This is a genomic window from Candidatus Methylacidiphilum fumarolicum, from assembly GCF_949774925.1.
GTDB classification, from domain to species: Bacteria; Verrucomicrobiota; Verrucomicrobiia; order Methylacidiphilales; family Methylacidiphilaceae; genus Methylacidiphilum; species Methylacidiphilum fumarolicum.
In genome coordinates, this window is sequence record NZ_OX458932.1 from 2,039,177 (window position 1) to 2,064,605 (window position 25,429).

The window sequence follows — 25,429 nt, forward strand, 5'->3', positions numbered from 1 at the left end:
ATTATTCTTTCATTGTATCCCAGTTATTTTCAAGAAAATATAGTTCTTTCAGTATACAATGCTATCTTCTCATGAAAGCTAAAGTGGCTTCTAAGCATTTGGCTATCGGGTGAACAAAAATACACCCTCAAGGGATGCATTTTCTACTTGAGAAGGTAATCTAATGCGCCTAGAATCTAAGAAGTTTTTTTATATACTTTTATTTTAAGCAAGTAAAAAAGTGAGATTATTTAGTAGTTTATCAGAAATCGAACGAAAAAAGCTAATAGAGGAAAGGAAAAAGAATTCGTTATATTGGAAAATTATCCATCTATTAGGCTCTCTCCGGTTAGCAATTTTTCTTCTTTTATCGATAGCATTGGGCTGTGCCATAGCAACAATTGTAGAATCTAGGTTAGATACTCAGGTTGCTCAGTTTTATATCTACAAATCTCCCTGGTTTTTTGGCTGGCTTATTTTACTGTGCATCAATCTTTTTGCTGTGACATTGACACGGATTCCATGGAAAAAAAGACATATTGGGTTTATTGTCACCCACTATGGAATTATCATCCTTTTGATTGGTGCTTTGATTGGATTACAAAAAGGCTTTGAGGGATTTATAACTTTGGAAGCAGGTGGGATACCAAAAAACAGATTAACTACTAAAGAGACGGTTCTTTTAGTGCAAAATCCTATTCTAAAGGAAATCGAAGAATACAGATTTCCTGCTGAACTCTGGAGGCCTTCATCCAAGGCTCCACGATCCATCGACATTCCTGGGACAGGACTGAAGTTTTATACCGATGATTATGCCAAAGAACTGTTTCTAAGTGAAAATTTATCTCCTCAACAAAATTCTGGAAGCCCAGGAGTCCTTATTGAATTGAAAAGCAAAATGGCTAATCAAAAGTTCACCTATGTACTACTGAAGAATGATCCTTCTAGGTGGTATGAAGATTTTTTTGGAATGGCAAGAATTGAAATGAAAGAGCCATCCGACTCGGATGGAGAGACTTTCCATGAATCAGCCGTCCTTTTTGCCAATGCTCCCGATCAATCTGTCATCCATGCCCATGAAGGGGTCAATTCTACTTACAAATATTTTCTTTTATGGGACAACCCTTCCCCATCGAACAGATCTCTTTATGTTGTAGCTATCAGCCAGGATGGAGAAAAAAGGGCTTGGCCATTGAATGAAGTCATGCAGAAGGTGGTCGATCTTCCAGGAGAGGGAAAAATGGAAGTTGCTGAGTATTGGCCAAATTTTTCGATAAAAGAGGGTAAACCCACCTCCTTATCTGGAGAACCTCTTAATCCAGCCATCCTTGTGCATGTATACTGGCAACAGAATCGCACCCAAAAATTGGTTTTTAGGATGTGGGATTCTCCTAATGGAACAATCAATTACCAGCTCCTTCGCAATGGAAAATCCTATCAGGAAGGACAAATGGCTATCGGTCAACCCTTTCTTTTAGGATGGGCAGACTGGTCAGCCACCCTACTGCGCTATGAACCTTCGGCCACTATCACCAGTGAAATTCAAAAGCAAAGACTTTCTCAAGTCAATATCGCTCAGGTCCTCCCTCCGGGAATCCATGGTTGGATAGAAGACAAACAAACTAAGGAAAAATCCCAAGCCCTTTGGATCCTCTCTGGATATCCACAAAGCTTTGTACTAAATAATATTCCCTTACAAATTAGTTATGGTTTTAAGGTCATCTCCTTACCATTTTTTGTATCCCTGGAAAAATTTGAAGTTCCAAGAAATGAAGGTTCTGACGCTCCTTCCGATTTTATCAGCACCCTTAAGTTTGAAGACCCAAAAACTAAAAAAATTGTCATTGGAAAGGCTCACATGAATTATCCCGCTTCCTATCCTGGAGGATTTTGGAGATCAGTCTTAGGGCTTAACTACAAGTTTTCTCAATCTTCGTGGAACCCACAAGATTTGAACGAAAGCACTTTACAGGTTCTTTATGATCCAGGCTGGCCTTTCAAATGGATAGGCTCTCTTATGATCTGCATTGGTATTTTAACCATGTTTTTTATTAGTCCGAAACCACCAGTGGTGCTAGACAAAGAAGAGAGTGCAGGAGCAAAACCAGATGAAAAGGCTGCTTGTTCAACGCATAATTCCCGCTTCCTCTCTTAGATTCCTTTTCATACCAAAATATTACCATGAATGTTTGATACCCTCCTATGGATAAAGAATTAGAAATTTTAGAAAAACGTTTTTCCGAAGAGCTTTCAGCCATCTCAACAAAGGAAGCGATCGAGTCCCTGCGGATCAAATATTTTGGACGCAAGGGGATAGTTTCCACTTTACTGGAAAAAATAGGTCAACTACCCAAAGAAAGTAGACCAATAGTAGGCAAAAAACTGAACGAGCTCAAATCGAAACTACAGGAGAGTCTACACAAGAAGGAAATTTCTTTATCTGCTGCTGTTGATTCCTTTGCGCAGTCTGGTTTTCCATCCTTAGCTGACAGTACACTGCCCGGTAGACCCTTTCTTTCTGGCACCCTTCATCCAATTTCTATCGCTCTAAAAAAAATTATCGAGATTTTCCAAAGAATTGGCTTTACAATCGAATGTGGTCCTGAAATTGAAAGCGAATACAACAATTTTGATGCATTGAATATTCCAGTAGGCCATCCTGCTCGGAATGAACAAGACACCTTTTATATCAAAGAAAACCTAAGCCTGGAAGACAATTCTCCTGGTAGGCTGCTCCTGCGTCCTCAAACTTCTCCAGTCCAGATACGGGTCATGAAAAAAAACCAACTGCCTATCCGTATGATTGCTCCTGGAAGATGTTACAGACGAGACGAAATCGATGCCACCCATTCGATCGTTTTCTGGCAGGTCGAAGGGTTAGTTGTTGATAAAGGAATTAGTCTTGCCGATCTCAAAGGAACCCTCGAATACTTTTTTAGAGAGCTTTTAGGAAATCAGTTGCAATTCCGGTTTAGGCCTCACTATTTTCCATTTACTGAACCAAGTTTTGAAGTAGATGGGGCCATCGCCACGCAGGAGGGGGAAGCACCCAGATGGCTTGAGCTGTGCGGTTGTGGAATGGTCCATCCAAAAGTATTTTTAAATATGGGAATAGATCCAGAAATATATTCTGGATTTGCTTTTGGCTTCGGCATTGAACGATACTTGATGGTTGTCCATAAGGTGCCGGATCTGAGATTGTTCTCCGAAAATGATTTTAGGTTTTTAAAGAATTTAAGTCCTTCCTTTTGAAGGAATAGAAACTTTTAGAACCATTTTTTAAAGAGGATTTTCCATGGATTATAGTCTTACTGTCTTATTACCAAAAACAGAGTTTCCGATGAAAGCCGACCTTCCCAAAAGGGAGCCTCAATGGATCGAAATATGGGAAAAAGAAAAGGTCTATGCAATCCTTTTGGAACTGAGAAAAAACAGTCCTAAGTTCATTCTTCATGATGGCCCTCCTTTTGCCAACGGCAAAGCTCATATGGGAAGTGGGCTGAACAAAATACTAAAAGACATTGTTCTTAAATCCAAAAATATGTTTGGCTTTCAATGTCCTTATATTCCTGGGTGGGATTGTCATGGACTACCAATCGAACACAAAGTGATGAGCGAGACCCCCTCCTTATCCAATGATCCCCCTACCATTCGGAAAAAGTGTCAGGAATATGCCAAGGGATGGATTGAAGTTCAAAAAGAACAGTTCAAGCGACTTGGTGTGTTAGGAGCATGGGATAATCCTTACATCACCATGGATCCTCATTACGAAGCCAACGAGCTAAGACTTTTTGCTGAACTAGTCGAAAAAAAATTAGTGTACCGAGGATTGCGTCCAGTCTTTTGGAGTATTGGCTGTAAAACGGCCCTTGCTGAAGCCGAAGTAGAATATCAGAAAAAGGAAGACATCTCCATCTATGTGGAATTTCCCGTTTCAGAGAAGAGTTGTAAAGAAGGGGGATTGCCTCAAGGATCCTCTTTTCTTGTTTGGACAACGACTCCATGGACCTTGCCTGCAAACTTAGCTCTAGCAGTAAATCCTGATCTATCTTATGAGCTAAGGAGGGTAGGCAGTAAATATCTTATCGTTTCCTCCAAGCTTGCCCCAACAATTCCTAAACTATCTGAATCGACTCTAATCCTTTCTTTTTCTAAGGGTAAAAAACTGGAAGGGTTACAATATGTTCATCCGCTTCTTCCTAGGTATGGGGAAGTCTACGCAGCTGATTTTGTCAGTGAAGAAACGGGCAGTGGGATTGTCCATATTGCCCCAGGCCATGGAATGGAAGATTATCAACTAGGGGTCGAAAAAGGATTAGCCGTATTTTCTCCAGTGGATGATTTGGGAAGATTTACAAAAGAATGTGGCATAGAAAAGATTGTTGGGAGGAACGTTTTCGATGCCAATCCCATCCTTTGTGACATGCTCGAAGAAAAAGGGCTTTTATGGGCAAAAAAACTTTATGTTCATGATTATCCTTTTTGTTGGCGCTCAAAAACCCCTATTATCTTTCGGTCTGTGCCCCAATGGTTCATCAATATTGAAAGGTTTAAAATCCAAGCGCTCCATGAAATTGAAAAGGTTCAATGGATCCCTAAGCGAGGAGAAAACAGGATCAAAGGAGCTGTTGAAAGCCGCAAAGATTGGTGTATTTCTCGGCAAAGATACTGGGGGATACCCATCCCAGTTTTTTACAGAAAAGATGGCGAACCACTTCTAGATCCAAAAATTATCAGACGCTTTGCCGACATGGTTGAAGAGCAAGGAACCGATTTGTGGTTCCAACTAGATTCGGAAGAGCTCAGAAAAAAGCTTGATGTTCCAACTGGCTATGAAAAAGGAATGGATACGCTCGATGTCTGGATAGATTCAGGTTCAAGCCATTTTGCCGTGCTTGTACCTAGGGGAGAAAATCCTGCGGATCTCTATCTTGAAGGAAGTGATCAACATCGCGGTTGGTTTCAATCTTCCCTGTTGCTTGGGGTGGCATCGAAAGGAAAGGCACCGTTTAAATCCGTGCTTACTCATGGATTTGTGGTCGACCTTGATGGCAAAAAACTTTCCAAATCCTCAGGTGCCAAAGACTTATCTGAACAGATTAATGAATATGGAGCTGATCTTCTTCGGCTCTGGGTGGCCAGTGAAGAATTTTCAGAAGACGTTCCATTTTCCAAGGAAATATTTTCTAGGCTCTCTGATTCTTATAGATTGATTAGGAATAGCTTGAGGATCCTTTTAGGCAATCTCTTTGATTTCGATCCTCCCATCCATTCCGTCCCTGAAGATGAGCTCTTGGAAATCGATAGGTATTTTGATTTTTGCATCGATCAACTAATTAAAAAAACAAAAGCATCCTATGCCAACTATGAATTTCCACAGGTCTACCAATCTTTAGTTCGATTTTGTTCTGTCGAGCTATCGAGTTTTTACATCGATATCCTAAAAGACAGGTTGTACTGTGATGGGAAAAATTGGCTTTCAAGGAGGTCAGCACAAACCGTCTTGCACCGAGCCTTTGAATCTCTTGTTAAACTCCTTGCTCCAATTATTCCTTTTACAGCCGAAGAAGCATGGCGCGTTTTTGGGAAAAAGAATTCGATCCATCTTGAGCTTTTTCCTACCGAAAAAGACAGACAGGAGGGAGCACACCTCGAGCAACGGTGGCAAAAAATATTGAGATTAAGGGATCTAGCCAATATTGAACTAGAGAAAGCTAGAAGAGAGAAGCGAATTGGAAAGAACTTAGAAGCGAAGGTAATCCTACATACACAGGAATTTGAAGAAAAAGACATTCCTATTTTAACAGAAGTATTGCTGGTATCACAGCTGGAACTTTGCCGAGCAGAAAAAACGGAAATCGAAGTGATAAAAGCTCCAGGAGGAAAATGTCCACGGTGCTGGAAATTCAGTCTCTTTGCCCAGAGAAATGAAGATCCTGAATTTCCACATGTATGTGAGAGATGCTTAAAAGTACTACAAGAAAAGGCGTATATGCGCTAGCTATGTTTGTAAAAAACACTAAAAAAAATGAAAACTTTTATAAAAAAAGTGTTGATCAATCTATAAAGCTTAATGTAAGTAAGTATTTGCTATAAATAAGGTTTTGGAGAAATGGAAAGGAAGAATAAGAAAAAAAGAGATAAGAGTGTTGGGAAAATAAAAAAATTTCTTATTTTTCCAAAATATTTTAGAAATTTGTTTGACATTTCTTGTAAATTTTGAAAAAAAGAAAACTTACAGAAAAGAATAGCAAAAATGTTATTCCAAATATGAAAAAGAAGGAGGATATACTATGAAGAGGAGGAAAACACTCCGTTATTTGGTACCTGCAATTGGTTTGTTAGCACTTGCAGTGACACAACCTTTAAGGGCGGGAATTGAAGAGGGAGATAGTGCGGCTTCCACATCGACGGACTTATCAAGTGCAGGTGGGGATAAAGAAATGAAGGAAGCCAGCAAGGAGATGAAGGAACAGAAAGAAATTTCCAAAGAAGAAGCCTTCAGACCCAAAGAAGGGCTTTATGCTGGTCTTTATGGGGGAGCTGGTTACATGGATACGAACAATTATAACTCCAATTTCAGCTCAGGATTGTTAGGAAGAGGGAATTTGGGGGGTAATTGGCAATGGGTTGGCGGTGTAAAAGTTGGATATCAGTGGAAGGGCTGGGAACTGGGAGATAACCTGGCTGGTAAAGGGTGGTATTTAATGCCCGCTGCAGAATTTGATGGGTTTTATATTGGCAACTCTCAGTCTGGTTCTGGATTTACTGGATTTGCTACAGGACCAATGACAATAGCTGCAGCTAGTACCAATACGGGCATGCAATTAAATATGGGGATCATGACAATCAATGGATTGTTAAAGTTGGTGACACCTTGGAAACTGGTTCCATATATCGGTATGGGTGTTGGTGGTTACTACCTGTCTGCTAGTAATATTAGTCAGAGTGTTGCGGGTCACGGGATTGTTAATGGTGCTAGCACTACTGACGGTGGGTTTGTCTTTACTCCAATAGCTGGTGCGGAATATTATTTTACAAGAGAACTCAGTTTGTTCGTGGAATTTAAGTTCCTCTACATGAACAATCCGGTTCTTAATTACGGGACTTCATTGGGTAATGAGTCCATGCACTTTGGGAACATGCTGAACTATATTGGAGTGCTTGGTGCTAAATACGTGTTTTGGTAAAATTTAGGAGTGATAATTATAGGGCTTCCAATAGGAAGCCCTTTTTTTTTATTCATTAATAATAATACAGAATTGACAAAGGCTAATATACACTGGAAAAAGGTGCTAAATAGCCAAGAGAAAAAAGACTGGTTAAATGATGAGAACAATTTTGCCAGTCGCTCCCCCTTCCATAATCATTTTATGAGCCAATGCTGCCTGCTCTAATGGAATTTCAGCACGAATGATTGGCCATAAGCTCTTATTTTTCAAGCCTGCTTGTATAGCAGCAAATATGGCTTTTCTTTGAGAAGAGCTTGCAAGAAAAAGATTTACACCAATGACAGAAACCTCTTTTCTTAAGATATTTCGTGGATCGATTTCAATTTTTCCACGGCTTCCAATAACAAGAATTTTACCATAGTTCGCTAAAAGAGAAAAATCGTTCTCAAGGTTTTTATTCGCAAGCATCTCTAGAATGATATCGATTCCTTGATTTTGGGTATATTCTAAAATTTTGTTAACATACCCTTCTTCTCCATGATTAAAGACCTTCTCAGCCCCCACATCGAGAACTAGTTCTTTGCCTTTTGCTGTTCCTGCTGTAGCCAAGACTCGAAGCCCACGACTTTTGGCCCATTGTACAGCCGCTATTCCAACCCCACCACTAGCCCCATGAACAAGAACTGTTTGCCCAGCTTCTGCACCAGCGCATTGGAACAATGCATGATAGGCAGTCGCATAAGGACTTCCAATGGCAGCCCCTTGTGAAAAAGAAAAACCTTGAGGAAGTTCAAAGACGCGATCTTCAGGACAAACAATGTATTGTGCATAACTGCCTAAGACTCCTTGAAAGAAAACGGTTTGACCTTTATGAAACTTTGACACTCCTTCGCCGACTTCTTCAATAATACCGGCTCCATCGATACCTGGTATAAAAGGAAGATTTGATTGGTAACCAAAACTACCAGCCCTTAAATAGGTATCTACAGGATTGACTCCAGCTGCTTTAACTGCTATCAGGACCGAGGCCGGCCGTAGCTGAGGAATGAGAGTTTCTTTCAATTCAAGAACTTCAGGGCCCCCAAAATGTGAGACAAGGATGGCTTTCATGATTTATCCACTGTAACATAAAATGGTCAAACCCACTATTTCTAATTGGCTAGAAGACCTTTTAAAGACAAAAGATTTCTCATTTGCCGACAAAATTCTGGAATATCCTTAGCGCCTAAAAGAGCAGAAACCATGACTATTCGATCAGCTCCAGCAGACAAAACCAAAGAAATATTTTCTTTATTTATCCCTCCGATGAAAAAGACCGGTTTTTTAATCCTCTCTTTGATCGTAGCTATCGATTCGATCCCAACAGGAAGATAATCAGGCTTGGTTGGTGTTTTAAAAATAGGTCCAAAGGCTATATAATCTACTGGCTCTTGGGCAGCAGCTAGAGCTTGAGAGAGAGTATGAGTCGATTTCCCGATTAAGAACTCCTCACTCAAGTATTTCCTTGCCTGTTCAATTGGCATATCCTCTTGACCCAAATGCACTCCATCGGCCCCTATTTCCAAAGCTATATCCGGATAATCGTTGATTATAAAAAGAATCTCTTTCTCCACTAAGCTCGATTGTATTTCTCGGGCAAGTTCTGCGATTTTCCTTTTTTCTAGATTTTTTGCTCGAAGCTGTAAAATATCCACCCTCCCTTCAGCAAGTTGTTCACTATAAGCTTTTAGCTTTTCAGCAGGAACATATCCCAGATCCAAAATCCCATAAAATCGCGCCTGACTTAAAAGAAATTTTTTTTTTAAATTGTCCAGTTTCATTCAATCCTTCATTACTCATCCAGAGATTTTTTTGCAGCCAGAATTTTGTTTATAAGATTGGTCGTATAATCGCCCCTTTTGAAATCTGTATTTTGAAAAACAGACTTGCCTATTGGAATGGTGGTTTTAACCCCTTCAATAATTGTTTCATTTAATGCTCTGTTCATCCGAGCGATTGCTTCATCCCTGGAATTGCCAATAGCTATAATTTTGGCAAGCATAGAGTCATAATAGGGAGAAATTTCAATTCCTTGATAAAGATGAGAATCGACACGGATGCCAGGTCCACCAGGAAGATGTAGGAAATCTATTTTGCCTGCACTTGGCCGAAAGTCTTGCAGGCCATCCTCTGAATTAACCCGAAACTCTATAGCATGTTTTTTAGGTTCGAGTTCTTCCCATTCTTTGCTTATAGAATAACCTGCAGCTACAAGGATCTGTTCTTTGACTAGATCGACACCATAGACTTCTTCGGTCACTGGATGTTCCACCTGTATCCTGCAATTCATTTCAATGAAATAAAAATTACCGGCTTTATCTACTAGATATTCTACTGTTCCTACTCCTTCATAATCGACTGATTCAGCAAGTCGGATGCTTGTCTTGCCCATTCTTTTTCTTAAGGCTGGATCCATAATAGGGGATGGAGATTCTTCGACAAGCTTTTGATTTCTTCGCTGAATGGAACAATCCCGTTCTCCAACATGAACAATTTTTCCTTTAGTATCAGCTAAGATTTGAAATTCTACATGTCGTGGGTCTTCAATCAACTTTTCAATGTATAAGCTCCCATCTCCAAAAGATTTCTCCGCCTCAAGCTTCGCAGCGACAAACCCCTGAACTAAACTTACATCGTTATGAGCTATCCGCATGCCTCTTCCCCCTCCTCCTGCAACTGCTTTAATAATAACCGGATAGCCAATCTGATGGCTAATTTTCAAAGCTTCCTTTTCTGACTCCACAATGCCATCACTACCCGGTGCCACAGGCACGCCCACTTTTCTTGCATGAAACCGAGCCATGGCCTTATTCCCCATCTTCTTCAGCGTTGTTGCCTTTGGGCCAATGAATTTGATATTACAGTTGGCACAAATTTCAGCAAAATGAGGGTTTTCAGCTAAGAAACCGTATCCTGGATGAATCGCATCGACATCCCCTATTTCTGCTGCACTGATAATCCTATCCATCCTCAAATAACTTTCCGTTGAAGGCCCACTGCCAATACATATCGCTTCATCTGCCTGTTGAACATGCAAGGATTTCTCATCAGCTTCTGAATAGACAGCTAGTGTTTTTATACCCAGATCACGACAAGCTCGGATGATTCTCAATGCTATTTCACCGCGGTTGGCAATTAAGATCTTGTTGAACATTGTTGGATCCTATCTCTATAGGAAAAGGAACAGATTAATTTTACCTGAAATATTTATTTCGAGCAAAAACCAATGCTAATAAAAGAAAAAAACAAGATCAAGATTCAAAAGAATTTTTTTTATATTTTTAGCAAGTTGTTTCCAATCATAATAAAACTAAAATACTTTAAGACACTCAAATCTGATAGAAGCTATTAAAATTAGTCTCATTTTATGGATGTATGCTACGTTTCTCTAAGCTAGGTTATTCTTGAGGCTATCCTCTCCATCGGTCAAGTTTTCCAGACAGAGCCTTTGGCTTGACTAATGATGAAGGCCGTCCTATTCCCCTGTTTCTTGCCCCACAATGTCCTGTTTGAGGACGGTTCATGGGTTTCCTCGGCACCTGTTACCCCAGCAGGAATGAGCGACCATTGTGGTAAACTCTCCGCAAAGAAGCCGGGAAGAAGTTGTCTTGAGACACTTCTCGAAGCGACTGAGTTCAAGATTTGGTGGCAAAGCAAGCAGCAACTGAAGGGGATCCAATTCTCCGCTTAACTCAAACCACTGTCCGCCCTATCCCTCCCAGTGTATTTCCGAAATAGCACGCACTCGGACAAGCATTGGTCGAGTGAGCGGCTTGCATCGGTACTTTGTTACAGGCACTTAATAGTAGGGAAGCATGTCAACGCACTGGACCTATCATTGCACTAAATGGCCACTGTCCAGCGTTGTCACATGAGGATTGCCCCACCAGCTGGTCTTCTTGTTCTAGGTCCTGTTGAGCGCCAGGTTCCCTACCGGTTCTATCCTTACAAGACCGTCCAGGAGGAGCTTTTCGGACTCGCTGGGGGTTCTTTCCTCAATCAATGCACCTCTACCCAGATACGCTCAAGAGACTGGATCTCGCCTTCTAGTCGTTCTTCCGCCGCTTGCGACAAGGCGAAAAGCTCGGATTTCCCCGCTTCCAGCAAGCAGGACGATTCAGCGGCTTCGGCTTCCAGCAGCACGAAGGCGACCGGCAGCTGCTCGCTAGAGATCGAAGCGCTCACCGGAAGCTTCGTCTCTCCAGCAGTGAGCAGAGCCCGATCCGGGACAAGGCCCCTACTCCCAGGGAACTCAGTTGAGGCGAGATCTTCCTTTCCGGAGGCAAATGTCATGCACTGGTCACGATGCACTGCCGGCCGTTGCCGAAAACATGGAGCGGGCGCTAAGGCTTTTGAGCTGAGCACGGAGCGGTTCCTAACCAGTGCTAGGTTGGAGCCGGGGAAAAGCGAGCCAGTCGTTTCCGAGGGCACCAATCCGCGGCATTTGTGCATGACGTACAAGAAGCTTAAGAAGGCAAGGGAGAACGGTCTTCTGCAAGATGGAGGCGGCGATAGAAAGGCACGGGAAACGGAAGGGATTTCAAGTATCCAAGAGGCTGCGCAAGGAGTACGGGCTGATCACACGAAAGGACGCCATGATGGCGAATGTCAGGAAGGATTCCCTGCACAAGCAGAGCGCCGCGATGGGAGGGACACAGCAGACTGTTGATCACGGGAGAGCTGAAGCCGAAAAGGATGGGGGCTTCAACCAGAGGCAGCCTAAAAAAGCCAAAGAAACTGGTTCAGCAAAAAGCCGGATAGAATCGAGAGAGGTTGGACGTATCGTTCGAAGCTTTCGGGGCAATGGTCGGATACAAAGCGGAAGAAGCTGGTATCGGACAGCTGGAAGCACGGGAGAGAAAGTTGAAACCAATCCAGTTATGCCACAGGTGCAGCAGTATTGTGAAAAAGACCTTGGGCGACCGGTGGCATGAGTGCGTCTGCGGGGCATCCTGCCAACGAGACGTGAACTCGACGCTTGAGGCTCCTCCATTGTGCCTTGATGAAATGGAAGAAGGAGCAGCGCTTCGCCCTTCCGGGGCCGAAGGTTGTTGGATTTGGAAAGGAATAGTCGAGAACCGATCCATACGTGAAGTGGTGCAGCTCTGGACTGATGGAACCTCGGCTAGAAGCCAAGAAGTCCGGGAGCCGAAGAAACTCTGGTGAAACTGCCTATTGTGAAGTGGAAAACTCTTGTTCCTGAGTCGTCAGGCTTGGATGAAGAAGTTCATAATCAGAACCGGGGTTGCTCCCTTTAAGATTTTTTCTTTTACTAAGAAAGGTCTTCTAATTCTTCACCTACCTGGAATCGAACAAAACGGCGGATGACAATGTTTTCGCCAATCTGAGCAATGCGCTGATAAAGTAAATCATTAATAGTGATGCTGGGATCCTTAACGAACGGTTGCTCCAGCAGACAGTTATCAATAAAAAACTTTTCCAGCTTCTCTTGAATAATCCGATCCATATTTTCGTCATTCTCAAGTTTCAAGGTGCTAATAATCTTGTTTTTTTCAGAATCTAGGATCGCTTTGGGGACATCGTTCTTGGAGATGAACTTGGGATTGGCCGCCGCAATTTGAATAGCAATCTCTTTAACAAATTCTTTGAAAGCTGGAGTGCGAGCAACAAAATCAGTTTCACAGTTTACTTCTACTAAGACTCCTATTTTATCGCCAGCATGAATATAGGAAGCAATTACCCCCTCAGGGGTCTGTCTTTCAGATTTCTTCTTTGCTTTGGCCATCCCTTGCTGACGAAGCCATTTTTCAGCCTCTTCTATGCTCCCTCCCGAAGCTTCTAAAGCCTTTTTACACTCCATAATGCCGGCTCCAGTTTTTTCGCGAAGCTCTTTGACTAAATGGGCAGAAATCACATTGCTCATATATCTCCTTCCATTAACAACCCCAAAAATTGAAATCAAACAACAAGAATTGGAGAAAGCTTTATTTAATATTGTTGTTCTTATTATTAAATCATTTGGAACTTAATTAGTCGACAAAATCGCTGCCTCAGAAGTTATATTGCCGGCATTTTCTACAGGAAGTGAAAACCCCCCTTCCTTTTTCCCTTCTATTATGGCATTACCAATTTCTTCCAAAATAGTTCGAATAGAACGGATAGAATCATCATTGGCAGGAATTGGATAATCGATATTTTCAGGATTTCCATTGGTATCAACAATAGCAACTATAGGTATATCCAATTTTCTTGCCTCGGATACCGCAATCTCTTCCTTTACAACATCGACAATAACGATTGCCGCAGGAAGCCTTTCCATATCTTTGATTCCATCCAAGCTTCGATGAAGCTTAGCGTTCTCTCTTCTCAATTTGGCTACTTCTTTTTTAGGGAGCCTTTCCATCGTGCCGCTGGCTTCAAGTTGATCTATCCACTTCATACGCGCAATTGATTTGCGGATAGTTACCATATTTGTCAATGTTCCTCCAAGCCATCGATAATTCACATAAAAAGACCCGCTTTTCTTAGCTATCTCCTCAATAAGACCTTGGGCTTGGCGTTTACATCCAACAAACAGAACCTTCCCCCCTTCAATTGATGTTTTTTTCAAAAAATCGGCGGCTCTCTTTAAACATTCCATTGTTTTATTGGGGTTTATCAAATGAATTCCCCCTTTCAGTCCGAGTAAAAAGGGAGCCATTTTGGGATTCCAACGGTCTTTCCTATGACCAAAATATGTTCCAGACTTTATAAGATCTTCTAATTCTACCATTTTTATTTATCGTTATGATTAAATTTTTTATTTTACTTTTAACCTTCTTCATTAGCAACAATTAATTTTGTCGCTAATGATAGAACTAAAAAAAGAGGCTACACGGGCTTTTATTCAGATATCCTAGAGGATTTTATTACCCGTAGTCGACAGGGATTGTTTCCTTATCCCTACTCCTCTTATTCCTCTGGCAATTGATACGGTACTGGTAGTCAAAACAGATGTCAAGGAATTTGCCAAAGCTTTGAGTTTTATCAATAAAATTTCCTCCTGCCTTACGATCTCACTTATTTGCCATGAGACTCACGCTGGAATAGAAGAGCTACGCCCAGGAGCTTGGCCTAGCAACCGTGAAGCTCCGAATCGATCTTTGAATTAACCTTGGCAAGAGACTATCCATTCCGTCAGATCTCTTTATTTCTGTTCGTCAGCCGAAACAAAGCTAATTTCCTGCTTCCTCGAAGGTCGTCTCTTTGTCTTGGTTGAGAAGGACCACTTCCACGTTTTTTTTGCCCGTAGGTGGCGAATACCAGTTCCGTACCAAAGCACAACAGCCAGTTCTTGTGGAGGATGACCAGCCACTTAATCTTGCCTCCGATGCCAGCATCGAGCAGCCGCTTAAGGCTCCTCGTGTGAGATTACATGCCGGACCCTACCTCCGCGACGCCTCAAACGTCCAGCCCTGGCAGGCACAGAATAGCTCAAGCACCTATTTCTGCCCTTCCAGCTCGTCCTTCTAATCAGAGCTGGAAACACGGACATAGGCAAGGCACGCCCGTTGGCTTCGGCTTCGGCACGAAATAGCTCTGGGCGCAACCGCGGATGATCGTAGGGTAAGCGTCCCCTTGCGTGCAGGCATGAGGCAAAAGCTTGCCCTCGCGTCCCCATCGCCGCAGCATTTGAGCAGAACCCCCAGGAACTTGGGCGATCTCTTGAAAGCTGACTATCTTGCGAGACAGGTTCAAAACATACACAGTGCTGCGCAAGAAGGTGCAATTGCTATGGAAACTGTTCAAACCCTAATAAATACCTAGCTCGCAAAAAAAAGATATTTCGACAAGCTCATGAAGCAAAAGCACCTATCATTTTCGCAATTAAAAACTTTTTTATCTATAGAGAAAAAAAAAGTTATTGACTCGCTGCTCCAAAATTTCTAGAAAAAAAAGCACGAAATTAAATATTCGAAAGGAGGTGAGAGTGCTGGCTTTTGGGAGAGAATCGATACCCTGCAAATTGCTACTTTCAACTTTCCTATTATTCTTAACCCATTCTCTTTTCGGATATTCGTATAAAGACTATCTAAAAACTGAAAATCGTGACCATGCCTATCCTTGGCATCGGAATATCGTGACGACTGTTTTTTGGATTGGAGAAGGAAGAACTCCAATCAGCGGAGCTGCTTGTTCTACCAGCGCATGGGATGTTCACTGGAGAAAAAATTATGGCGGACTTGATGATCCTATTAAACGTGTAGGCTTTCTGCCGCGTCATTTCGCAGCTACTTTAAACCCCTTTTATGTGGCTCTTCCTTTCAACGATGTTGCCTATCCAGACTTAGCTAGAAAATGGGTGCCATGGTACAAAATTCCTTCCCCTGAGAACCGCTTCGTCTCTCAGTGTAAGGGCCGTTGGGTAGAAATCAGATCAAAAAGTGGAAAAGTTGCCTATGCCCAGTGGGAAGATGTGGGTCCCCTAAGAAGTGATTTTGCTTCCTATGTCTTTGGTCCAGATAGACCGCATGATCATAATCAAGCTGGATTGGATGTATCACCCGCCGTTAGAGATTATTTAGGATTAAGCGGTATGAATTTAACGGATTGGAGAATTGTTGATGATTGTCTTGTGCCTCCTGGACCATGGATAAAATATGGGGAACAAGCTATCATCTATTCCGCAATAAAAGCTAGAGAAAAAGAAGCCTCTTCCCAATGGAGACCTGCTTCTTTTCAATAATCAGGAAAAGTTTGATCTAGGAAACCCAAAAGCAGACGTGCAAGTCGTTTGTTGACTTATGAAAGGGCTCTAGGCCTTTACAGGCCTTAGGACTGAGAAGTCCATTCCAAACAGAAAGGATTTTATGCCTCTTAGGGAAAGGAGAGGGACATTGCTTAAGGTCATAAGCTAGACAAAGCTCAGCTGAAGCTATTTTAGCTTCCATTTCTTCACAATTTCTGAGTTGATCCTGGCAAGAAGTTCATGTTAGGGAATATATTTTCAGAGTGGCTACTAAGCATATCGTTTACTTAGACGTTGAAACGCAGAATAGTGCTTCTGAGGTTGGAGGTTGGCAGAAAAAACATTTAATGCGGATTTCCATTGCTGTCATCTATAGCAGCCTGCATAACAAATATTTCATTTTTAGAGAAGAAGAAATAGATCAGCTGCTAGCCATGCTGAGAGAATCGGATTGTATTGTCGGTTTCAATATCTTGGGATTTGATATACCAGTTCTTGATTCATATTCTGTTTTCAGTTTATCCACTCTTCCCTGTATCGATCTGCTCTTCGATATCGAAAAAAGAATTTCTAGACGCATCAAGCTCGAGCAGTTAGCCCGAGCAACTCTAGGAATAGGGAAAACAGCTCATGGTCTACAGGCTTTAAGATGGTGGAAAGAAGGAAAATTATTGGATATTGCAGAATATTGCTGCTACGACGTGAAGATTACAAAACTTCTCCATGAGTATGGAGTAAAAAACGGCAAAGTGTATTATTTTAATGAAAATGGTATTAAGGAACCAATACCAGTGAATTGGAAGATTGATTAAATTAACCTCCACACTTATTAATTGCTTTTCCTATCTCTATTCTTGACTATCCTATCCTCTTTATTCATAGTGATTAAAGCTTATGGCACGGAAAACTAAGCAAAAGGAAGCCATTGTCAGTGTATTGAGTAGCGCCGAAAGTCCATTGTCCCCTGCTGAAATTCAAACTAGAGCTTCTTTACTTGTCCCCTCCCTTGGTATAGCAACGGTTTATCGATTACTACGAATCCTAAAAGAAAACAAAAAAGTCGTAACCGTTGAAATTCCAGGAGAGTCTCCACGATATGAAATTTCTGGAAGGGCTCACCATCATCATTTCTATTGTCGAAACTGCCACCAAATTTTCGAATTTGGGAAATGCACTGACAAGATCGAAGAACTTGTTCCCAAAGGATTTCTTGTTCAGGAACATGAAATTATTCTCTATGGCCGTTGTCCTTCTTGTGCAAAATAAGAGGAAGAGCTGTCTAAGAAAAAAGCGAAAGTGCGGCCTTATTCCACTTTAAGACATTCCCATTCCCCAGCGTTTTTCGTGGATAGTTCCCCATTAGAAACTGTTCCCAAGAACATGCTCGGGACTTGCTTACGCCTGACCTAAGTTCGTTCTTTTTGCCTTGATTTTGGAACTCGATACCAAGGATTTGCCATGACCGTTTCGTTCTCCGGAGAAGCGGCGTGGTATTGACGAGCCGACGGAGCACCCACATGTCGCAATAGCAATAGCACCCGCGTTGAGTCCATCCGCTGCGGTTTATCGCTGCCTGAAGCCTGCTGCCCTGGAACAGTCCTCCCCTGTTGAGACTCCAATCGGATCATTACCTGTTTCTTCGGGAATCCCTTTTCGAAAGAATCGCATGCAGCCGGTTCCACAGCGTCCACAGGCACATCTCCGGATCTTCAATCCTTTCCTTGAAATTGCATGCGCCAACCCGGTCTGCATAACTCGCATACTAGTAATACTGGCATACAAAATTGTCCCAAGTGTGATTCTTTGGATGGACATCACCACACTTCGGACAAAACCAGAGAGCTATAGGCCAGGCTGATCTTTTCTCTAGGGTAACCTCCCCCATGCGCCAGCATTCGATTCGCTCCCGAAGCATCCAGGTCTGCAGCTTGATGATACATCTGGGAAGCTCCCTACGCAGAGTGCATCCCTGAATGTTGAGGATCTCCGATGTAGTCTCCAAAGGCTTTCGCAATGCAAGAAACTAGCGTAGGCTTCATGTTCAGCTGCCGTTCGATTTCCGCCTGCGCCTTGCGCAGCCGCTTTAGGCGCCTTTCGCTGCCTAGGTCGTTTTTTCTGATCCGTCCGGCGTTGCACGGGACTTTGGCATTCCCTCAGATCGAATGAAGCCTACCTCGCTTCTCCCTCTTTTCCTTGTGGACGCAAGACAACCGGACGAGCAGCTTGCCGAAGCCTTTCCCATACTGCTTCCCATGATCGTCGGTGAAGACCTCGAAGGAATCGGCATCGATGCCTCCGGCTTCGCCTTCCCGCCGCATCAGAATCTTCACTTCCACTGAATAATGAATCTCCGCCCGCCTCTTGTTCCGAACGATGAGGATGTCGCCCCGAATCTCCATCTAGCCAGCCAGAGGCATCAGGATCCTCTTGCCGAGCTCAAAACACATGAGGGAGATATATCGCCATCCATTCTCCTCGAAGGTCCGGTACATGCAGGCACCAAAGCTCGCCGAGCGGCTTGATTAAGTTCTCGGCTTCCGTCCATCCTTCCATGCGGCGGATCTTAGGACCGATCGCCGTCGAAGAGGCGAAGAGCCGCTTCTCGACCGTCTCGCAGGCATCCTTGCGCACCCGCTTCCACATCCAGTTCTGCAACCCGTTCGGATTAGCATACCCTTCCGTTGCGATCCGATCCCACTCCCCACATTCGCGAGAGGCTTTCCGCGAAGCGGTCCATGCCGGAGAAAGAAACGAAAAAACACTCACTCTCTGTTGCGTAGCCAAGGCAAGAGTTCCGCAAGAAGCTCGAGCTTCTTGCGGTTTAGCGGCAGGCTCTTCGTTCGGGATCATTCGCTGCCTCGTCTTGTCCGGCTTCACCAGGTTTCCCCATGGCCTCTGGTCTTTTCTTTTTGTATTGGCGCAAACTGAAAAGAGGGCTTGGGAAAGCAGGGAAGGATCGAAAGGAGCTCCTTGTGCATCTCTTTCTCCAGAGAAAGGGACTTGCCCGTTCATGACGGGAATTTTGGGTCCTAAGAGAGGAGCAAAACTTCTAGGGGCCATTCAAAACCAAACCGGACCAGCCGGTCTTTGTGGGCGACCATGACCACCAGAGATCTCCCCTCCTCCATCTCCATCAGACGTGAGGAAATTCTTTCTCTTGTAGTTTGATCTGCTGCTTTTAATCCCCAGCCGTTCGTCCATCGGTTTGACTTGGGCCAGACAAAACCTTGCCAGATCTTGCCGCTGAGTCTTCAGATCCTCCCCCTTTTGCCCAGCGATGGAGACTGTTGGTAAGCGCATGTGCGGCGCTCTCATCGCCTTGTGGCTGATCACCCGCAGATAAACCTTATGGGGATAATACCGCTGATTTGCCCAAGTCCGTTTGGCGGCTAATACCTCTTCCCGCCGTCTTTCGCTACAGCCTGTTGGCGCTCCGCCCAATCAGCACGTCAAACTTCCTCGACGAATATAGATTTGCCATGCTATTTATAACTAGATTAGCATCACAATATCAATAACTATTCTTTACTCTCTAGAACATCCAAGCCCTAGCTAAAGTAGCACCACCATTTTAAAGGGTTGAAAAGTGTTATTACTTTAGGGCATCAACGCTTGAAGGATGAACTCCTAAAATTTCTTTTGCCTTTGATTCATCTCCTCCACATTCCTCAAGAACGTGATTATAAATCCAATGGAATAGCGTTTTCAGATTTTCGACGCGATTTTCTTTACGCTCTGCAGCCACAATTTCTTCTATAAGAGTATTCAACTCTTTGCTAAAACTCTCGGCCGAGCTTGTCTTTTTTGAATCTTTTTTCTTTTGATAGAACCGAATTTCTTCTGGTAGATGGCAACTCTGAATCGTAGCGCTGGTTGCCAGAACCATCGCTCTTTGAATGACATTTTCTAATTCTCTAATATTCCCAGGCCAATGATAAGCCATGAGGTGTTTTATAGCATCCTGTGAAACCCGCGAAGCCGCATTGGGAAGATACCGACGGTGTTTTGCTAAAAAATGATCCACAAGAGCTGGAATGTCCTCCACTCTTTCTCTTAGCGGAGGAAGTGTCAGCTTAACAACATTGAGTCGATAATAGAGATCAGCTCGAAACTCCCTTTTAGCCACAGCGGCAGCCAGATCTTTATTAGTGGCTGCAATAATTCGCACATCTGTTTTGATCGGCTCGTTACTGCCCAATCTACAAAATTCCCCTTCCTGAAGCACTCTTAGAATTTTTGCCTGAGTAGTAATAGGCATCTCCCCTATTTCATCCAAAAATACAGTGCCTCCATCCCCTTGTTCAAACTTTCCAATCCGTTGTGCCATGGCACCTGTAAAGGAGCCTCTTTCATGACCAAAAAGCTCGCTTTCAAGAAGATTCTCTGGGATCGCAGCACAGTTTATAGCAATAAATGGTCTATTAGATCTAAGGCTATACTGATAAATGGCTCTTGCTACAAGTTCTTTACCTGAGCCACTTTCTCCTACTATCAAAACGGTTGCATTCGTTGGAGCTACCTGCCCAATCAATTTGTAAACTTTCTGCATGGCCGGGCTGTTGCCAATGATTTGAAGGCCATGTCTGTCGACAGAAGAATGGGGACTTTCTTTAGAAGCCTCTTTAGTCAGTTTAGAAGCTTCCATCGCCTTAATCAGGATCGATTTGAGCTCCAGAATGTTAAAAGGTTTTAGAATGTAATCATAAGCTCCTAACTTCATGGCTTCAATGGCAGTCTGACAGGTACCATACGCAGTCATTATGATAACGATTTGTTGGGGAGAAAGCTTTCTTATTTCTTTTAATGTTTCCAACCCATTCTTTCCGCCCATTCTTATATCCATAAGGACAATATCGACCGTATTCGATCTTAGAAACTTCAATGCTTCTTCACCCGATTTGGCGTTATATGCCTTTAGAGGAAACTCCTCAAGAAACCTTTGAAAAGAATAAAACACATCTTCTTCGTCATCTACAATGAGTATCGACTGGCCAAAGGAATCTTCTGCTGGGGTGGAACGTAAATTAGTGACTTTTTCTTTCATCATAATGCTAACTACATTTCTTTTATTGTAAGGTACTTTTAAAGTAATTTACAACCCAATGACAATTTAGAAAGAAAGAGCGGTTGATTTTTACCATAAGGCTTTTAAAATCATATCTATATGACCAATAATAAATTTATTTCTCTCATAAAGACTACGAATTTCTTGTATATAATTATAATAACGCTTTTTTTTTATTTTTTACCACTACCCTTTCTTTTAGCTTCTGAAAATCCCAAATGGCTAACCAATTATGCACAAGCCCTTTCCGAAGCTAAAAAAGAAAACAAAATGGTGTTAATGAACTTTACCGGATCTGATTGGTGTCCTTGGTGCCAAAAACTTGATAGAGAAGTTTTTTCAACTCAAGAGTTCAAAAACTATGCTCAAAAAAATCTCGTCTTACTCGAAGTTGATTTCCCTCAGCATAAAACTCAATCGGCAGAATTAAAAAAACAGAATGAGGATTTAGCAAACCAATACAACGTGGATTCTTTTCCAACATTGATCCTTTTGTCTCCAAACGGGGAAGAGCTTTCCACCTTTGGCTATATGCCTGGGGGACCAGGACCATTCATTGACAAAATTGAGAAATTACATCAAAAAATCATTTCCAAAAACTAACGCTTCTGTTCATGAATTTCTTCTTGAATGCGACGAACTTGACAGCCTTCTAATTTTTTTTCTAAAAAAAGAAACACAGTTTCTATTCATGGTTTAAAAAAGGATGAGGAATACAATGAAAATGAAAAAGTTAAAGTATATTAGCTGTTGTTTTGCTCTTGGAAGCCTTCTGTTGTCTCCACTTTTTGCTCAAAATCCTGTTGAATCTCAAGCTGATCCCCAAGCACAATCTTCTTCTTCTGAAAACTCCCATCCTCATGGAAAAGCCTATAGGCATAAAATGGCTAGAGAGATGCATGAAAGAATGCAGCGATTGATGGATAAACAGGATGAGGAATTAAAGAAACTGGCTAACGAAATGAACAAGGCTCCTAAAGACCAAAAATTGGATAAAGTTGTTACCCTTTTAAATACCTTAGTCAATCAGCGTATTCAGATGCATGAAGAAATGAAAGCGATGCATCATAAAATGATGGGAAATCATAAAGAACATCATGAATAAAAGGGGCACTTCAAAGAAGAATTCCTTTCCATGTTTTTTCCACTTTCCTCAGAGGTTTTCTATTGGGCATAATCACTGGATTGCTTCCTTTCTTTTTTTCTTTCTAATTGGAACTGGAATCTACTCTCTTACAGCCCAAGCTCCTCCTCAACCTCATAGCCTCAAAGGAAGCTCTGAGGATCAACTGTTGGATGCTAATCAGCGAGCCGTTGTATCGGAAATGCAAGAAAGCTTTCGCAGACTACTTGATAAACAGGACAAAGAGCTTGACGAGCTTCTTAAAGAATTGAAAAAGGCTCCCAAAGAAAAAAAAGTCGATTGTTTAACCACGATTATTACTCGTTTGATCGAACAAAGGAAAGAGATGCATCAGGAAATGGATGCGATGCGTTCTCGAATGCGTGAGCTAAAATCTCTTTCCCAATCATCCAGCCTTCCAAATGCCTTTGAACCCCCGGCCGCCCCCTCTTCCAATGCTTCTTCCAATGCTTCCTCTCCACCCCCCTCTGCTCAGCCCAATCAAGATTCTCAAGACAACGAAACAGCTCGTTAAATCCCTTTTCTTTTTTTCCCAGTTTCGCCAAGATTATTAATAAATGAACCCACCGGCTGTGACTGTTGCCATTCCCACCTATAATGGCGAAAAAACGATCGAAAAGGCCATTCTTAGTGCTCTCAATCAGTCATGGCCAAACATAGAGATACTCGTCATTAACAATGGGTCTACGGATAAAACAGCTGAAATTATTGAAAGGTTTAGGGGAGCGGTTTTGCATGTTTTTTTCAAAGAAAAAATAGGTAGAGCCAAAGCCAGAAATGAAGCATTGCAAAGAGCCAATGGCCACTGGATACAATGGCTCGATCACGACGATTACTTAGAGCCAAATAAAATCAAAAATCACTTTTCTCTAACAACCGAATTAGATGCTATTGATGTCTTCTATTCCCCTATCATAGCTGTTTCTCCGGAAGGAAAAGAGAAATATGTCCCATCGGCTGAAACGATGCACAAACCACTGCTTTCTCTCTGGTTTTCCTCCGAACTGCCCCAAACGGGTGGGTATCTTTGGAAAAAAGAATCGGCTATAAAAATTGGTGGCTGGAGCGATGATGCCCCACTGTTTGATGATTATGAACTTGTAGGAAGAGCCATTCAATCGAATTTAAGATTTTCTTTGACGCCGATTCCTGGGGCTTATTGGAATTATAGAGACAAGCCTATGCCGCATGAACAAGCTTTAGATTTTATTGACCAAAAAAAGAAATGCATGGATAGGATGGTGCAATGGTTGGTTCAAACTGGCCGCATGGATCCTGAGCTTCAAATAGAAATTGGTAAAGCCTATTTTTTAATTGCTAGATGGCTTGCAAGAGAAGGGAAAATAGAGGAAGCAGTGGCTTTAGAAAGAAAGCAAAAAGCATTAGGCCTTTTTTTTGTCGATGGGTCTTGGAGATACAATGTTTTGTATTCTCTTTTTGGATTTTTTGCTACTGAAAAAATTCAAAGCCTTTTTAGGCACAGATGAAAATGGTGTTGTCCAGCCGAAAATTATTGAGAATCGAAAAAATATAAAATAAAAAGGATTCTATATCTTTTTACAAGATGGATCCAAAAGTCACCATTGGCATTCCTGCATATAATCCTGGAAAATGGATTATCCAAACTTTAGAAAGTGTTATATCCCAGGCTTGGGAAAAAAAAGAAATAATAGTGATTGACTCAGGTTCTACTGATGAAACTCCTTCTATTTTAAACAAATACAAGGATAAAATTAAGCTTATCAGTCTAAAAAAAACAGTGGATACCGCTGAGAGTCGAAATTTAATCCTTTTAGAAGCAACTGGCGAATGGATTCAATACCTAGATCATGACGATTATTTAGTGGAAGGAAAAATAAAAACTCAATTTGAGGAAGCAAAAGAACAGATCGATTCTGCCGATGTCTTATACTCTCCTACTTATGTTGAAATCTGGAAAAATGGGGCATCTATCCTCCAAAATAATTTGCTAGGCGCTGACTCCTACAAAGATCCTTTAATTTTATGGCTTTCCTGGGATATGCCACAAATAGGATCCTATATTTGGCGAAAACAATCCCTGCTTAAAATTGGCGGATGGGACAACTTACATCTTTGTGAAGATTATAGCCTTTATATGCGCGCCATTACAAATAAATTGAAGTTTGTTTATTGTCCTACTCCTGGAGCTGTATATCGTGTAGGTCATAGGCGCAGCCGAGCGGTTAGCCATTTTATAGAAATTCTTAAGGATCATGATGCTCTCCTTGAGGAAATGATTGAATATTTGAAAAAAGAAAAGATGCTCACTGAAACAAGACAAGCAGCCATTCTAAAAAACCGATTTCAAAAGTTTCTAGCCTATAAATCCGTAGATCTCTCTATGGCTGATGCCTATTTCAAAAAACATAAGGAATTATTGGAACAAAAATTGTCTTTCCGTTATCGCTTTGCTCTTTCTTTAGGGCTTTCCTTTTCAGATATGAACAAAATCAAATACATGAGCAGACGTCTCTTGCCTTTCTTTAAAGAGAGATAGACCTAAAAAAGCCAGCTTTGATTGTTCCCTATTTTCTTTGATTGAGATCCGTCTGAGCAGTGTTGCTATGATCGCAGCTTTTAGACAATTCAAAAAGTTTGCTATACCTAAAAAAATTAGAAAAGGCCGCCATGGAGGCCACATAGAATCCTGGGAACCCATCAAGAAAACCTAATTTCAAAATGTAGCTTCTAAAAAATCTCCAGGGAGGTCTAAAGAGCACATCGAGCCAATTCCACGCCCTTCCTTTTTCTAATGCTTCTTTAGCAAAAGAACTAGCGTACTCTGGAAGTTTAGTAATCGTAAAATCGATCGTAGGAAATGAATAATGGAGGAGCTCTCCTTTCAATTTTTTGACCTTTCCTTGAACGATCACTTTATCATGCTCTCTACTGCCTCCCCACCGCCCATAATCTTTTCGAAAAAGCCTCAAATTGTAATCAGGATAAAAATCCCCATGGGTGATCCACCGATCGATTAACCATGTTTTCCTTGGAAAATAAGCCCCAACGTACTTCAGGTGATCTTCTCTAAAAAAGTCATGGATATCTTGCCGTAATGCCTCCGAGACAACTTCATCGGCATCCAATCCTAAAACCCACTGATAAGAAGCCAAATCAAGGGCTATATTTTTTTGATCTCTACGACAGCTCCACGGCCTTTCTTCCACACGTGCTCCATAAAGCTTTGCCACAGATTCCGTTTCATCGGTACAATCGTTGATGACGAGAATAATTTCGCTGACCCATGAGGCAACACTGCCTAAACTTTTGGGCAAATTATGCGCCTGGTTCTTCGCTATCATCGTTAGGCTTATCGGTAG

At 42.1% G+C, this 25,429-nt stretch carries 27 protein-coding genes; 15 read left to right on the plus strand and 12 right to left on the minus strand.

What is annotated here, in order from left to right; all coding sequences use genetic code 11:
- The first annotated feature begins 220 nt into the window (after positions 1-220).
- The 4 genes from QOL44_RS09290 (at position 221) to QOL44_RS09305 (ending at position 7,169) form a co-directional block, all read left to right on the plus strand.
- Positions 221-2,134 (plus strand): cytochrome c biogenesis protein ResB, encoded by a 1,914-nt coding sequence (locus QOL44_RS09290; protein WP_009059490.1) that lies wholly within the window; start codon positions 221-223, stop codon positions 2,132-2,134.
- 47 nt (positions 2,135-2,181) lie between these two features.
- Positions 2,182-3,231, plus strand: coding sequence for a phenylalanine--tRNA ligase subunit alpha (gene pheS / locus QOL44_RS09295; RefSeq protein ID WP_009059492.1), 1,050 nt, complete (start codon positions 2,182-2,184; stop codon positions 3,229-3,231).
- Between the two features lie 43 nt (positions 3,232-3,274).
- Entirely contained in the window at positions 3,275-5,980 is a 2,706-nt protein-coding gene (gene ileS / locus QOL44_RS09300; RefSeq protein ID WP_009059493.1) for an isoleucine--tRNA ligase, read from the plus strand.
- 292 nt (positions 5,981-6,272) lie between these two features.
- Entirely contained in the window at positions 6,273-7,169 is an 897-nt protein-coding gene (locus QOL44_RS09305) for a hypothetical protein (protein ID WP_009059494.1), read from the plus strand.
- Positions 7,170-7,301: 132 nt separating this feature from the next.
- On the opposite strand, the gene QOL44_RS09310 is transcribed toward QOL44_RS09305, so the two are convergent.
- The 4 genes from QOL44_RS09310 to QOL44_RS09325 form a co-directional block, all read right to left on the minus strand.
- A complete protein-coding gene (locus tag QOL44_RS09310; protein WP_009059495.1) occupies positions 7,302-8,261 on the minus strand; it encodes an NADPH:quinone reductase in 960 nt (319 codons plus the stop codon).
- 41 nt (positions 8,262-8,302) lie between these two features.
- Positions 8,303-8,971, minus strand: a complete 669-nt coding sequence (thiE, locus tag QOL44_RS09315; RefSeq protein WP_009059497.1) for a thiamine phosphate synthase — start codon at positions 8,969-8,971, stop codon at positions 8,303-8,305.
- 11 nt (positions 8,972-8,982) lie between these two features.
- On the minus strand, positions 8,983-10,344 hold the full coding sequence (gene accC / locus QOL44_RS09320; protein ID WP_009059499.1) for an acetyl-CoA carboxylase biotin carboxylase subunit: 1,362 nt from the start codon (positions 10,342-10,344) through the stop codon (positions 8,983-8,985).
- 845 nt (positions 10,345-11,189) lie between these two features.
- Positions 11,190-11,375, minus strand: a complete 186-nt coding sequence (locus tag QOL44_RS09325) for a hypothetical protein (RefSeq protein WP_219804410.1) — start codon at positions 11,373-11,375, stop codon at positions 11,190-11,192.
- Positions 11,376-11,481: 106 nt separating this feature from the next.
- On the opposite strand from QOL44_RS09325, the gene QOL44_RS11355 reads away from it, so the two are divergent.
- From QOL44_RS11355 to QOL44_RS11360, 3 genes are read left to right on the plus strand one after another with little or no spacing between them, the layout of a single operon-like run.
- Positions 11,482-11,859 carry a hypothetical protein gene (locus tag QOL44_RS11355; protein ID WP_045086497.1) on the plus strand — a complete coding sequence of 126 codons (378 nt, stop codon included), beginning with the start codon at positions 11,482-11,484 and terminating at the stop codon, positions 11,857-11,859.
- Positions 11,786-12,124 (plus strand): hypothetical protein, encoded by a 339-nt coding sequence (locus tag QOL44_RS09330; protein WP_228343213.1) that lies wholly within the window; start codon positions 11,786-11,788, stop codon positions 12,122-12,124. Before QOL44_RS11355 ends, QOL44_RS09330 begins: the two co-directional genes overlap by 74 nt.
- Complete coding sequence (locus tag QOL44_RS11360; RefSeq protein WP_228343212.1) at positions 12,033-12,356, plus strand: transposase; 324 nt, start codon at positions 12,033-12,035, stop codon at positions 12,354-12,356. The genes QOL44_RS09330 and QOL44_RS11360 overlap by 92 nt, the downstream gene beginning before the upstream one ends.
- 106 nt (positions 12,357-12,462) lie before the next feature.
- Here QOL44_RS11360 and tsf read toward each other — a convergent pair whose 3' ends face one another.
- Together tsf and rpsB are read right to left on the minus strand one after the other, a co-directional pair.
- Positions 12,463-13,065, minus strand: coding sequence for a translation elongation factor Ts (gene tsf / locus QOL44_RS09340; protein WP_045086826.1), 603 nt, complete (start codon positions 13,063-13,065; stop codon positions 12,463-12,465).
- A gap of 111 nt (positions 13,066-13,176) precedes the next feature.
- Positions 13,177-13,929, minus strand: coding sequence for a 30S ribosomal protein S2 (gene rpsB, locus QOL44_RS09345; protein WP_045086494.1), 753 nt, complete (start codon positions 13,927-13,929; stop codon positions 13,177-13,179).
- Positions 13,930-15,120: 1,191 nt separating this feature from the next.
- On the opposite strand from rpsB, the gene QOL44_RS09350 reads away from it, so the two are divergent.
- From QOL44_RS09350 to QOL44_RS09360, 3 genes are all read left to right on the plus strand, one after another.
- A complete protein-coding gene (locus QOL44_RS09350; protein WP_009059163.1) occupies positions 15,121-15,876 on the plus strand; it encodes a hypothetical protein in 756 nt (251 codons plus the stop codon).
- A gap of 266 nt (positions 15,877-16,142) precedes the next feature.
- Positions 16,143-16,691, plus strand: a complete 549-nt coding sequence (locus tag QOL44_RS09355; RefSeq protein ID WP_009059167.1) for a ribonuclease H-like domain-containing protein — start codon at positions 16,143-16,145, stop codon at positions 16,689-16,691.
- Between the two features lie 82 nt (positions 16,692-16,773).
- Positions 16,774-17,145 carry a Fur family transcriptional regulator gene (locus tag QOL44_RS09360; protein ID WP_009059169.1) on the plus strand — a complete coding sequence of 124 codons (372 nt, stop codon included), beginning with the start codon at positions 16,774-16,776 and terminating at the stop codon, positions 17,143-17,145.
- 140 nt (positions 17,146-17,285) lie between these two features.
- On the opposite strand, the gene QOL44_RS09365 is transcribed toward QOL44_RS09360, so the two are convergent.
- From QOL44_RS09365 to QOL44_RS09385, 5 genes are all read right to left on the minus strand, one after another.
- Complete coding sequence (locus tag QOL44_RS09365) at positions 17,286-17,507, minus strand: hypothetical protein (protein WP_134372927.1); 222 nt, start codon at positions 17,505-17,507, stop codon at positions 17,286-17,288.
- Positions 17,508-17,693: 186 nt separating this feature from the next.
- The gene (locus QOL44_RS09370; RefSeq protein WP_283401178.1) at positions 17,694-17,819 is read right to left on the minus strand and encodes a hypothetical protein; all 126 of its coding nucleotides are present in this window, start codon (positions 17,817-17,819) and stop codon (positions 17,694-17,696) included.
- Between the two features lie 213 nt (positions 17,820-18,032).
- On the minus strand, positions 18,033-18,278 hold the full coding sequence (locus tag QOL44_RS09375) for a hypothetical protein (RefSeq protein ID WP_009059171.1): 246 nt from the start codon (positions 18,276-18,278) through the stop codon (positions 18,033-18,035).
- A gap of 37 nt (positions 18,279-18,315) precedes the next feature.
- On the minus strand, positions 18,316-18,891 hold the full coding sequence (locus QOL44_RS09380) for a hypothetical protein (protein ID WP_134391396.1): 576 nt from the start codon (positions 18,889-18,891) through the stop codon (positions 18,316-18,318).
- A 580-nt stretch (positions 18,892-19,471) separates the two neighbouring features.
- Positions 19,472-20,926 carry a sigma-54-dependent transcriptional regulator gene (locus QOL44_RS09385; protein WP_009059175.1) on the minus strand — a complete coding sequence of 485 codons (1,455 nt, stop codon included), beginning with the start codon at positions 20,924-20,926 and terminating at the stop codon, positions 19,472-19,474.
- A 117-nt stretch (positions 20,927-21,043) separates the two neighbouring features.
- Between QOL44_RS09385 and QOL44_RS09390 the strand changes: the two genes are divergently transcribed.
- From QOL44_RS09390 to QOL44_RS09410, 5 genes are all read left to right on the plus strand, one after another.
- Positions 21,044-21,547 (plus strand): thioredoxin family protein, encoded by a 504-nt coding sequence (locus QOL44_RS09390; RefSeq protein WP_009059176.1) that lies wholly within the window; start codon positions 21,044-21,046, stop codon positions 21,545-21,547.
- 121 nt (positions 21,548-21,668) lie between these two features.
- Complete coding sequence (locus QOL44_RS09395) at positions 21,669-22,049, plus strand: hypothetical protein (RefSeq protein ID WP_244229055.1); 381 nt, start codon at positions 21,669-21,671, stop codon at positions 22,047-22,049.
- Positions 22,042-22,602, plus strand: coding sequence for a hypothetical protein (locus QOL44_RS09400; RefSeq protein WP_009059180.1), 561 nt, complete (start codon positions 22,042-22,044; stop codon positions 22,600-22,602). The genes QOL44_RS09395 and QOL44_RS09400 overlap by 8 nt, the downstream gene beginning before the upstream one ends.
- 43 nt (positions 22,603-22,645) lie before the next feature.
- Positions 22,646-23,575, plus strand: coding sequence for a glycosyltransferase family 2 protein (locus QOL44_RS09405; RefSeq protein ID WP_009059182.1), 930 nt, complete (start codon positions 22,646-22,648; stop codon positions 23,573-23,575).
- Positions 23,576-23,652: 77 nt separating this feature from the next.
- Positions 23,653-24,606, plus strand: a complete 954-nt coding sequence (locus tag QOL44_RS09410) for a glycosyltransferase family 2 protein (RefSeq protein ID WP_009059184.1) — start codon at positions 23,653-23,655, stop codon at positions 24,604-24,606.
- A 28-nt stretch (positions 24,607-24,634) separates the two neighbouring features.
- Here QOL44_RS09410 and QOL44_RS09415 read toward each other — a convergent pair whose 3' ends face one another.
- Positions 24,635-25,411 (minus strand): glycosyltransferase family 2 protein, encoded by a 777-nt coding sequence (locus tag QOL44_RS09415; RefSeq protein WP_244229056.1) that lies wholly within the window; start codon positions 25,409-25,411, stop codon positions 24,635-24,637.
- Between the last annotated feature and the right edge of the window lie 18 nt (positions 25,412-25,429).

Bases quoted from the DNA above. Each gene is read 5' to 3' on its own strand.
- pheS (WP_009059492.1), top strand. From the start codon at position 2,182: ATGGATAAAGAATTAGAAATTTTAGAAAAACGTTTTTCCGAAGAGCTT.
- ileS (WP_009059493.1), top strand. From the start codon at position 3,275: ATGGATTATAGTCTTACTGTCTTATTACCAAAAACAGAGTTTCCGATG.
- QOL44_RS09305 (WP_009059494.1), top strand. From the start codon at position 6,273: ATGAAGAGGAGGAAAACACTCCGTTATTTGGTACCTGCAATTGGTTTG.
- QOL44_RS09310 (WP_009059495.1), bottom strand. From the start codon at position 8,261: ATGAAAGCCATCCTTGTCTCACATTTTGGGGGCCCTGAAGTTCTTGAA.
- thiE (WP_009059497.1), bottom strand. From the start codon at position 8,971: ATGAAACTGGACAATTTAAAAAAAAAATTTCTTTTAAGTCAGGCGCGA.
- accC (WP_009059499.1), bottom strand. From the start codon at position 10,344: ATGTTCAACAAGATCTTAATTGCCAACCGCGGTGAAATAGCATTGAGA.
- QOL44_RS11355 (WP_045086497.1), top strand. From the start codon at position 11,482: ATGCACTGGTCACGATGCACTGCCGGCCGTTGCCGAAAACATGGAGCG.
- QOL44_RS09330 (WP_228343213.1), top strand. From the start codon at position 11,786: ATGATGGCGAATGTCAGGAAGGATTCCCTGCACAAGCAGAGCGCCGCG.
- QOL44_RS09360 (WP_009059169.1), top strand. From the start codon at position 16,774: ATGGCACGGAAAACTAAGCAAAAGGAAGCCATTGTCAGTGTATTGAGT.
- QOL44_RS09365 (WP_134372927.1), bottom strand. From the start codon at position 17,507: ATGATCCGATTGGAGTCTCAACAGGGGAGGACTGTTCCAGGGCAGCAG.
- QOL44_RS09370 (WP_283401178.1), bottom strand. From the start codon at position 17,819: ATGTATCATCAAGCTGCAGACCTGGATGCTTCGGGAGCGAATCGAATG.
- QOL44_RS09375 (WP_009059171.1), bottom strand. From the start codon at position 18,278: ATGGAGATTCGGGGCGACATCCTCATCGTTCGGAACAAGAGGCGGGCG.
- QOL44_RS09380 (WP_134391396.1), bottom strand. From the start codon at position 18,891: ATGAACGGGCAAGTCCCTTTCTCTGGAGAAAGAGATGCACAAGGAGCT.
- QOL44_RS09385 (WP_009059175.1), bottom strand. From the start codon at position 20,926: ATGATGAAAGAAAAAGTCACTAATTTACGTTCCACCCCAGCAGAAGAT.
- QOL44_RS09390 (WP_009059176.1), top strand. From the start codon at position 21,044: ATGACCAATAATAAATTTATTTCTCTCATAAAGACTACGAATTTCTTG.
- QOL44_RS09395 (WP_244229055.1), top strand. From the start codon at position 21,669: ATGAAAAAGTTAAAGTATATTAGCTGTTGTTTTGCTCTTGGAAGCCTT.
- QOL44_RS09400 (WP_009059180.1), top strand. From the start codon at position 22,042: ATGAATAAAAGGGGCACTTCAAAGAAGAATTCCTTTCCATGTTTTTTC.
- QOL44_RS09405 (WP_009059182.1), top strand. From the start codon at position 22,646: ATGAACCCACCGGCTGTGACTGTTGCCATTCCCACCTATAATGGCGAA.
- QOL44_RS09410 (WP_009059184.1), top strand. From the start codon at position 23,653: ATGGATCCAAAAGTCACCATTGGCATTCCTGCATATAATCCTGGAAAA.
- QOL44_RS09415 (WP_244229056.1), bottom strand. From the start codon at position 25,411: ATGATAGCGAAGAACCAGGCGCATAATTTGCCCAAAAGTTTAGGCAGT.